A 9668-nucleotide genomic window follows, 5' to 3' on the forward strand; every position below is an offset into this window, starting at 1 on the left:
CGACGGGCTCTGTTCGCGCGCATATGCCTGCGAAAGAGACCGGATATAATCTGGAGGATGGTAGTACGAGATATACTGAAGGGCGCGGCCAACCGGTGCCCCCATCTCTTTCCGCTGGCGTTGGATGTAGATCCGCACGCGCAGACGGTCTTCGTCATTCAGATCGTCCTCACAATGGCCATTTGAGGGGGTACGTGAAGCGTCTTTGGAGCGACAATGTTGCCCCGAGTTCGCTGTGAGCTTTACGGCTTGAGTTTGCAGGGTGTTCCTGCGAGTTCGAACATGAGAATGGATCAGGCGCTTACGGCTGCACTCGTTGTCGGATCTCCGACCATGTCGGACATGAGACACAGTCCGATCAAAGTGAACTCATTGTTCTGAAGCAATTTTCTCAGTTGGCACGACACCTGCTGTCCTATCTGCCGACGCACTGCCGAGCCGCACAGACTCATCCCATGATCACGCTCGCCGAACATGCGATCGCCCCCGCGAACACTGAGCTTTGCCGAGCCGACGCAAGACTGTGCGCTTGCTTGCCAATCGGCATCGAGTAACGCCGCCACCTTCACCATCCCGAGCTTGGTTATGGCTAGACAGAACAGGCAAGTTCGTGAGCACTGAACGCAAATTCCACGGCATTCCCTTCTACTCCTTCGCCGAAGAAAGTCTCACTTGGATCGGAAAGAATGTAGTTGCGATGGCGCTCGCACCCGACTAAGCGCGCGCCGTCATCATCGACAACGACGCGGGGGGAAGTTGGCCTTCATCCTCGATCACCACTGGCTCGGAGCAGGACACAGGCGAGTCGGCCCGCCGGCGCTATCATTCACGTCCACAGGCAGTGGCGGTCGCCTTTCCGCGCCGACATCCGATACAGGCCGACCAAGAGTATCTTGGTCCTGGCGCCGAACGTACAAGGGTCAGACTGGCGCCAAACTTGCTACAAAGAAGGATGGACAGCGTCGCCCGCCGGCCCGCCAGTCGGCTCTGGCCGGGCGCTCTTCCGAGGCTACGAGGCGCGGATCGCGGTCTGCGGTGGCTACGTGGCCTTGCCACGCTCGCGGATTATCCGGAACTCTGGAGGGCGCGCTCGGCGGGCTCTGCCGAAAGGATGCCGAAAAAGACACTGAACAGGAGCTTACCATGAGAGTCGCGCCAGAATTTAACGAGGTTATTGAGGTATCCGAAATGAAGTCACTGCCCTCCAAAGCGCGAGCTGTCATAATCGGAGGCGGGGTGTCGGGGTGCTCTGTCGCATATCACTTGGTGAAGCTCGGATGGACGGACGTGATCCTGCTCGAGCGTAAGCAACTTACGTGCGGCACGACCTGGCACGCCGCTGGATTACTCAGCGAGCTTCGCGGGTCTAGCGATATGACAAAACTGACCAAGTACTCAATGCAACTCTACTCGAACCTGGAAGGCGAGACGGGTATTGCAACCGGACTTCGCCGCGTCGGCTCATTGTCTATCGCACTTACCCAGGAGCGCAAGCACGAGCTATACAGGCAACTCTCTCTCGCAGCCGCCCACGACGTGGAGGCGCGAAAGGTCTCTGTGCGAGAGCTCGAGGAAATGTACCCTCATGTCGATGTGTCTGATGTCACTGCTGCGCTTCATTTCCCTAATGATGGACAATGTGATCCAGCCAACGTCGCGATGGCGCTGGCCAAAGGCGCACGTCAGCGCGGCGCCTCAATCTTTGAAGGAGTGAAGGTAGCCGGTGTTCAGGCAAAGAACGGTCGGGTATCGAGCGTAACATGGGAGAAGGAGGGCCAGCGAGGGGTGATTGAGACGGAATGCGTCGTAAACTGTGCTGGCATGTGGGCACGGGAATTCGGAGCTAGAAGCGACGTCGCGGTTCCATTGCATGCGTGCGAACATTTCTACATGGTTACAGAACCAATAGACGGACTAACTCGGCTGCCGGTCCTACGGGTCCTTGATGAACATACGTACTACAAGGAAGATGCAGGAAAAATTCTTTTCGGGGCGGTGGAACCGAAGGCGAAACCGTGGGGCATGGACGGCATCCCGGAAGATTTCTGCTTCGATCAGTTGCCCGAGGACTTTGCGCATTTCGAGCCTATTATGGAGAAGGCTCTAAAGCGAATTCCGATGCTGGCCACAGCCGGTATTCGTACCTTCTTCAACGGGCCAGAAAGCTTCACTCCGGATGACCAATATCACTTGGGTGAAGCTCCTGATGTTAGGGGCTATTGGGTAGCATGTGGTTACAACAGTACAGGCATAGCTGCCTCAGGAGGTGCGGGCTTAGCGCTGGCGCAGTGGATAAACGACGACGAGCCGCCCTTCGATTTGTCAGGCGTGGACATCCGTCGGATGGAGCCGTTTCAGAAGAACTGTTCGCGCTTGAAGGAGCGGGTTTCGGAGGTAGTGGGACTTTCCTTTGCCGACCACTTCCCCGCTCGTCAGATGACAACAGCGCGCGGCATTCGACGCTCGCCAATTCATGAACATCTCAAAGCACGCCGGGCGGTCTTCGGTGAGATGGTGGGCTGGGAGCGGGCCAACTGGTTTGCTAGGGAGGGCCAGGAGCGCGAATATCGATACTCCTGGCACCGCCAAAACTGGTTTGATAATCAGCGCGACGAGCATGTTGCGGTTCGTGAACGCGTAGCTGTTTTTGACTTGACTTCATTCGGAAAAATCCGAGTGGAAGGCCGAGACGCTACCAGCTTTCTCCAGCGGCTTTGCTCCAACGATGTCGACGTGCCGGTTGGCCGGATCGTTTATACGCAAATGCTGAACGAGCGGGGCGGGATCGAGAGCGATCTCACCGTGAGTCGTCTCACGGAGACTGCTTTCCTGCTGGTCGTGTCGGCCTTCACGGTGCGACCCAACCTTTCTTGGCTGAGGCGGCATCTAGGCGACGAGTTCGTCGTTATCACCGATATGTCGGCGTCGGAAAGCGTCCTGGCAGTGATGGGACCGAATTCGCGCGAACTGCTCAGCAGAGTAAGTCCGAATGACTTCTCCAACGAAAACAATCCTTACGGCACCTGCCAGGAGATTGAAATCGGCATGGGTCTGGCGCGAGCCCACAGAGTTACCTATGTCGGCGAGCTGGGCTGGGAGATCTACATTTCGACTGACCAAACCGCTCATGTCTTCGAAGTAATCGAGGCGGCGGGCGCAGATGTGGGACTCAAGCTGTGCGGCCTTCATGCCATCAGCTCGTGCCGCATCGAGAAGGCATATCGCCACCTCCCCGATGATGTTGGCAGCGGGGACCATGTGCTCGAAGCGGGACTGGGCCTCGCTGTCAGGACGGCAAAGCCTGGATTTATTGGCCGCGATGCGGTGCTGAGAAAACTTGAGGCGGGACTCGACCGTCGGCTGGTTCAGTTCCGCCTTAAAGACCCCGCCCCTCTGCTTCATAAGAACGAAGTCGTTTTCCGAGACGGTCGGATCGCCGGAACAATCACTTCCGGGGACTACGGGCACACGCTCGGCGGAGCCGTTGGCCTTGGCTATGTACCGTGCAAGTACGAATGCGAGGCAGCACTGCTCTCCTCCTCTTATGAGATTGAGATCGCCGGCGAGCGCTTTGCCGCAGAAGTCTCGCTCAAACCGATGTACGACGCCAAGGGCGAGCGGGTGCGGGCTTGAATTACCAGTTGGAGCGGTTGGGCATCCACCAACGTATCCTGCGTATCTAAGCTCGCAGGCCGCATCTAACCGATCCCCACGATGCTGCAGGGCTCGCGCAACTGGCGAGAACGGGCTTGTACAAAGAGGTTCATGGCAAATCGCCGGGCGCGCACCGTGTACGCAGCATAATCACCACTCGCGGCCATCTGGAGGAGGCCCGCGTCCGGCTCGACATCATGATCGGTGGGTTGTGCGCCACCTTCGGCTATAAGGCCGGGCGTGTGGCAGGGAAAGGCCTTCATCGCACGCATCAAAGAAGCGTCCCACATCCCTGGTCTTGGCGAAGCGATCACCTCGTTGCTGCCGGTGCCCGTCCAGTTGGTCGAGCGGATTAAGGAGCTGGATCTCAAGCTGCGTAGTGCCGAGGGCAGTGTCCCGCGAGGGAACCACGACATCCAGCCGAGCATGAGCCGCATCGGCAATCCTTATGACAATGCCAAGACCGAAAGATTCATGAGGACCCTGAAGGAAGAGGAGGTGGATGGCCAAGCCTATCGCGACATAGACGATGCATGACAAGGATCGGCGAGTTCATCGAGGTGGTCTACAACAGGCAGCGCCTGCACTCTGCCCTCGACTATCTCTCGCCGGACGCATACGAGACCAGTCTCATGCAACTACGGCAAAAGACACCAAACGCAATTCACAACAAGGAGAACTGTTACTGATTACTGTCTCACCCAGGGGGTGCAGTCCATGATGACCTATGACACGTGTTTACGACGTCGTTTGCGACGTGTCTGGGGCGAGGTTTGCGATGCGTATCGAGATTATTGGTGAGGAACGGCGTCGGCGGTGGGGTGATGAGAAGAAGCTCGACATCGTCATGTCGGTCGGTGTCGACGGGGCGACGGTAACTGAGGTTGCGCAGTGGCACGATGTGACGCGGCAGCAGATTTATACCTGGCGGGCTGAACTGAGGAGGAAGGGTCTCCTGTTGCCGTCGGCGGTGTTCCTTCCCGTCGACATGTGCGTCGCGCGAAGTATGCCGAGCATGCGCAAGGATGCCGAGGGCGGGCGGTTACGATCAGGGCGGTCTTGCTCGCGCGACGGCAAGTAGCGGCCCAACATCGACCTATACCTCTTCATGCAGCGTTCGGCCAACCGGCGGCCCAAGGTCACCGACTACAAGCTGGTTCGGCGGTAAACTGAGATATGACCTTTGGACTCATTGGTGAACGCACCCCCCGCCCAATCTCCGAAACGCTCCGCTAGTCCCAGCCCAACGCACTCGGCCATGGTGTCGAGCTCCTGGTGATAAACGTACCGAACGCGTTGTGGTAAACGTCTGACCGATGCGCCAGAAAACCAGAGGATTGTTGAAATCAAGTGCTGGTTTATCGGGTCGTGGAGCACCGCATTGACCAATGTATTCTCATGATCGACGAACGTTGTAGTAGTTTTCTGGCCGCTGACAAAACCATCCAAGGATGGAACACGCACCTCGATTATTACAACCCCATTCTCTTTTAGTGCCTCCGCAGCCGATCGAAGGCATGCTATTTGCTCTTCGCGCCTGGAGAGCAGGGTGAATGTGCCATAAACACAGTAGACCAGATCGTAGCGTTGCTCCGAGCTGAAATCGGCAATGTCCCCCTTCCAGGCTTTGATCAGATCGGTACGCTTGGCGAGAAGTTTTAACATGCTGTCCGAATTGTCGATCCCTTCGACCTTGACCCCGCGCTCGCTCAACGGCACCGCCACGCGCCCATTGCCAATACCGAGCTCAAGAGCATCCCCTCCTCTGGAAAATCGCTCAAGAAAGGCAGCAGTTTCGTCTGCCTCCGAGACTTTACCTAATAAGTTGGTAAATTGTTCATATGTGGAAGCCACACTCTCGTCATAGGCAAAAACGTCATTCATGTTCGTAATCCTGCATTTTTGTTTAAACGTCTTGTTTCGTAACGAATGCTTGCATCTCACTCTTTTTTTGCCAAGAGGGAAATTTACGCGCTTTCACTTATTTCATTTACCGGAGTAATACGGTTGTTGCAATGAGATGATAAAATTCGCGGAACGGGTCACTTAAATATCGCCACATTCCCGTTAATAATATTCAATATCATTCAACGAAATTGATCGTCTCAGGATAATCTTGGATGTTATTATATCTTTGCGTTATCTCTTCGCCAACTTTTATGTCCTTAATTGCCACAATGCTGGCCCACGCGCCGGATTCTTCATCAGTCCAAACCGTTTGTGCATTAGGTCTCAAAGAGTGGTTCACCAACGATGCAAGACCAAAAACAACATACCGAGCTATAGGGTCGATTTTGATACGCTTGTCGAAACGAACAAAGTAATACTCAAGTATTCCAGTACGATCTATATGCCACGCTTCCTGCTCATTGAATACCCATGTTGGAGCGCGTTCGATTAGATCTCCAGCCTTGAATGGGATATTGGCAAATAAACCACGACCTTTTCCGGGAACTTTCTTGACATACAGAGCATTGCTGCGATCATACACCCTATCGACCATCGTCTACCTTCTTAATGTTGAGCTTGGAGCATTTCCATGAGGGGGTGATCGTTAAGCTTCCGGCCGTGGTTCACCAGCAATGCTGGCTTTAAAGAAGCCGACGCCGGCTGTTCGCCTACGGGGCTCGCTCTTCTCGCCGCAAACCTCCTCCTCCGCGGAGCTACTATTGAGGCCTCGGCCAAATCCAAGTACACTTTTAGCCACTACGCGTCCCATTGCCCGGGAGAACGGACACCTCCTTGCGCTAAGGAACACATCGCAGGGAATCGGCAAGGCGCGTCTTCTAAGGACAACATTCTAGAGGTCCATTTCACAAGTTGTTCTCCGAAAGCGAACATAGCTCGTTCTCAAGATCGTCATACCTACCAATACGCGTGGGTAACGTTAGCTGCCAACCCCTGCCCTTACCGTTCCGTCTGCAACCAACGCTGACCGAAGTACGGGAGTACATGACTGGCCTGCTGCCAGTTTGTCGCCCGACGACGGTCCAAGCGTGCTTGATCGCTGGATCGAGACCCTGCTTGCCGAAGCTGGCCGGCCAAATCTGCATCGCAGCCGGAAATGCGGGTCAGGGGGTACGCATCCGGTGAAAACAGCAGACTTGCGTATCCGGTGGCCATGAGCACCCCAGCACCGCGGTGCTGGCGTCAAGCTTTCGATGGGGAGACGCGATGATATTCTTCGAGGAGGAGTTTGACCTACGCGATGCCTTCATCGGTGAAGGCCAAGATCCCGTCGTCATCATTGGCGCCGTACACCCAGATGGCGCCGTCCTCGGGCTCGAGACCGAGGGTCAGTTTCTGGATGAGCGCTTCGCTGACGCCGAGGTCCCTGGCGACACGTTCGACCGTGTAGACGTGATGCACCTTATTGCGCTGCATGATCAGGCCGCAGCTGGTTGGGTCCGCAGTTTTGCGGATCTCCAATTCCACGGCAGCAAATCATCGATCCGATGGGCCGGATAGGCGGGCAGTCGGGCGAGGACGTCGGCGAGCCAGGCCTGCGGGTCGATATCGTTCATCTTGGTGCTGACGATCAGGCTGTAGAGAATGGCGCCGCGCTGTCCGCCGCGATCGGAACCGCAGAACAGCCAGGACTTTCTTCCGAGAGCGATGCCGCGCAGGGCTCGCTCGGCGATCTTCTTCTTTTCGGGGCGACCGAGAACGTTGTTGTAGTACCAAATATTGGTCTCATTGGCGTCGGAACCGGACAGGCCAAATTAACCCTTTGCATGTTCCGTCCGAAATCCCACGGTCTCCGCCAAACGGGCAACGGCCGTGCCTGTGCTAGCATAGACATGCAAACGGCAGCTCATGCGCTGGCTCGCCAATGGCGTCAGCGATCTCCGTGCATCCACATCCCATGTTGACGCAGTAAAGTCCGAAACCACCAAGGCTCTTTCGGCCTTCAATATCCCATATGTAGACGCCTTCCGCCTCCGGCGTCTCGCCGCGGCTGTGTTTGCCAAATGCGTGACGGATGGAAGACGAAGCTCCGATCCCTTTCCTGGACTTGCTTGGTTCCCTGATTGGTCAGGCTCATTGCCGCTCTCCCGTCTACGCCCGGCGGAGAACACTAGATCAGGTGATTGTACGCCGGACACACCTGGCGTTCCACGGCAGTGCGCGAGCGCGGCCGACGAATTCACCGAACTTGATCCAATCTCAGCTGGAAAACACGGGCTCCGGAACTCATTGCTCTCTTACTGCGGACAAAGGTATCGGCGAATTGGATTTTACGGATTTCGTCACGACAAGGCTATAATATTGATCGATCCCGAGGCCTGCCTGCAGCAATCCCTCCATGAATACCTGATAAGCCGCCATAGAGGGAGCTGCAACGCGCATCAGGTAATCGACCCGGCCTCCGATAGCCCAGCAGTCCAAAACTTCGGGGATGCCCTGAATCGCGGTCTCAAAGTGTCGTTGGTCTTCGAGGCGGTGACGATCCAGCACCACCTCCACCATCACGAAAATAACGCCCCCGGTGAGGGATGGACTCAGCCGAGCGTAATAGCCTTCAATAATCCCTATTGTTTCGAGTATGCGGAGCCGCTCGGAGCAAGCCGACGCCGACAGATGAACGCGTTTGGCAAGCTCGCTTTTGGATATCCGACCGTCTGCCTGAAGCTCCGAGAGGATCCGAAGGTCCCAAGCGTCCAGGCGAACTGTGTTGAGTTTCGACTTCATGGCCTTGCCGGGCTGAATATGCTTTACGTGCACAGCTTGCCCCAAAAAAAGCACAGCTCTCACTGCCCTTCCGAGTCTATGGGTAAGCGAGGCCGGAGGGATTGCCTAACGGGAAGACTCAAACGCCGATGCTGCGGGCGATGCTGTCGGCCGCCATGCGCTTGCGCCACTCAAGAGGCCCGGAATTGTGAATGGAGTTTCCCTCAACATCGACAGCCATGATCACCGGCATGTCCTGCACCTCGAATTCATAAATGGCTTCCATGCCCAGGTCTTCAAAGGCAACGACCCGCGCCGCCTTGATCGATTTTGAAATCAGGTACGCAGCACCACCCACTGCGATGAGATAGGGCGTTCTGTGTCTCACAATCGACTCGATTGTGGCCGGGCCCCTCTCCGCTTTGCCAACCATTGCATATAGCCCGGTCTCGGCCAGCATCTTTTCAGTAAAACTGTCCATGCGGCTGGAGGTTGTTGGGCCAGCCGGCCCGACGACCTCATCCCTCACTGCGCGGACGGGTCCGACGTAGTAGATCACGCGTCCCCGCAAATCGACCGGGAGCGGCTTGCCGGCATCGATCAAATCGACCATTCGCTGGTGGGCGGCGTCACGGGCCGTCAGCATCTTCCCGGACAAAAGAAGCGTTTCCCCGCAGCGCCACGATGCCGTCTCTTCCTTTGTGACCGCATTCAGATTGACCCGGCGGACGCCGTTTGTGTGCAAATCCTCTCGATCGATCTGCGGCCATTCGGAAAGGTCAGGCGGCTCAAGCCTGATGGGTCCAGAGCCGTCCAAGGTAAACTTCAGGTGCCGGTTGGCGGCGCATTGCGGAATGAGCGCTACAGGCTTGGACGCCGCGTGGGTAGGATATGTTGCAACCTTGACATCAACGACTGTCGTCAGGCCGCCTAGGCCCTGAGCACCGATACCAAGCGCATTAATTCGTTCGTAAAGCTCAACCCGCAGTGCCTCCTCCGCATTTGATGGCCCCCTGGCGATCAGTTCCGACATGTCAATCGGCTCGTTCATGACCTCCTTGGCCAGCAGCATTGCCTTTTCGGCACTGCCACCGATGCCGACCGAGATCAGGCCGGGCGGACACCATCCGCTGCCCAGCGTCGAAACGGTGTCGACTACCCAGTCGGCAACGGACGCGCTGGGATTCAGGGTGGTGAAACGCGCCTTGTTTTCGGACCCGCCCCCTTTTGCTGCGATGGTGATCTCAATCTGGTTGCCGGGCACGAGGTCGACGTGGACGACTGCCGGCGTGTTGTCACGCGTGTTCACCCGCCCGGCAAGCGGATCCGAGACAATCGATGGT

8 protein-coding genes and 1 pseudogene are annotated in these 9668 nt (G+C 56.7%); 3 read left to right on the forward strand and 6 right to left on the reverse strand.

What is annotated here, in order from left to right; genetic code table 11:
• Positions 1-1188: 1188 nt before the first annotated feature.
• From NKJ12_RS31380 to NKJ12_RS31395, 3 genes are all read left to right on the forward strand, one after another.
• Entirely contained in the window at positions 1189-3633 is a 2445-nt protein-coding gene (locus NKJ12_RS31380) for a GcvT family protein (RefSeq protein ID WP_352707568.1), read from the forward strand.
• A gap of 261 nt (positions 3634-3894) precedes the next feature.
• Positions 3895-4191, forward strand: coding sequence for an integrase core domain-containing protein (locus NKJ12_RS32415; protein WP_502905762.1), 297 nt, complete (start codon positions 3895-3897; stop codon positions 4189-4191).
• 241 nt (positions 4192-4432) lie between these two features.
• The gene (locus NKJ12_RS31395) at positions 4433-4735 is read left to right on the forward strand and encodes a transposase (protein ID WP_352707560.1); all 303 of its coding nucleotides are present in this window, start codon (positions 4433-4435) and stop codon (positions 4733-4735) included.
• Positions 4736-4800: 65 nt separating this feature from the next.
• Here NKJ12_RS31395 and NKJ12_RS31400 read toward each other — a convergent pair whose 3' ends face one another.
• From NKJ12_RS31400 to NKJ12_RS31430, 6 genes and pseudogenes are all read right to left on the reverse strand, one after another.
• Positions 4801-5538 carry a class I SAM-dependent DNA methyltransferase gene (locus NKJ12_RS31400; RefSeq protein ID WP_352707562.1) on the reverse strand — a complete coding sequence of 246 codons (738 nt, stop codon included), beginning with the start codon at positions 5536-5538 and terminating at the stop codon, positions 4801-4803.
• Between the two features lie 199 nt (positions 5539-5737).
• Positions 5738-6157, reverse strand: coding sequence for an SET domain-containing protein-lysine N-methyltransferase (locus tag NKJ12_RS31405; RefSeq protein ID WP_352707563.1), 420 nt, complete (start codon positions 6155-6157; stop codon positions 5738-5740).
• Between the two features lie 698 nt (positions 6158-6855).
• On the reverse strand, positions 6856-7089 hold the full coding sequence (locus tag NKJ12_RS31410; RefSeq protein ID WP_352707570.1) for a hypothetical protein: 234 nt from the start codon (positions 7087-7089) through the stop codon (positions 6856-6858).
• Positions 7041-7292, reverse strand: a pseudogene (locus NKJ12_RS31415) (transposase domain-containing protein); the annotation flags it as partial. The gene NKJ12_RS31410 and the pseudogene NKJ12_RS31415, both read right to left, overlap by 49 nt.
• Positions 7293-7848: 556 nt before the next feature.
• Positions 7849-8346 carry an Lrp/AsnC family transcriptional regulator gene (locus tag NKJ12_RS31425; protein WP_352707565.1) on the reverse strand — a complete coding sequence of 166 codons (498 nt, stop codon included), beginning with the start codon at positions 8344-8346 and terminating at the stop codon, positions 7849-7851.
• 118 nt (positions 8347-8464) lie between these two features.
• A partial coding sequence (locus NKJ12_RS31430; RefSeq protein WP_352707566.1) for a fumarate hydratase occupies positions 8465-9668 on the reverse strand: 1204 nt, incomplete at its 5' end.

Origin of the sequence: Mesorhizobium sp. M0195 (assembly GCF_040322115.1) — a bacterium.
In the GTDB taxonomy this organism is placed as follows: Bacteria; Pseudomonadota; Alphaproteobacteria; order Rhizobiales; family Rhizobiaceae; genus Mesorhizobium.

Bases quoted from the DNA above. Each gene is read 5' to 3' on its own strand.
- NKJ12_RS31380 (WP_352707568.1), top strand. From the start codon at position 1,189: ATGAAGTCACTGCCCTCCAAAGCGCGAGCTGTCATAATCGGAGGCGGG.
- NKJ12_RS31425 (WP_352707565.1), bottom strand. From the start codon at position 8,346: ATGAAGTCGAAACTCAACACAGTTCGCCTGGACGCTTGGGACCTTCGG.
- NKJ12_RS31395 (WP_352707560.1), top strand. From the start codon at position 4,433: ATGCGTATCGAGATTATTGGTGAGGAACGGCGTCGGCGGTGGGGTGAT.
- NKJ12_RS31400 (WP_352707562.1), bottom strand. From the start codon at position 5,538: ATGAATGACGTTTTTGCCTATGACGAGAGTGTGGCTTCCACATATGAA.
- NKJ12_RS31405 (WP_352707563.1), bottom strand. From the start codon at position 6,157: ATGGTCGATAGGGTGTATGATCGCAGCAATGCTCTGTATGTCAAGAAA.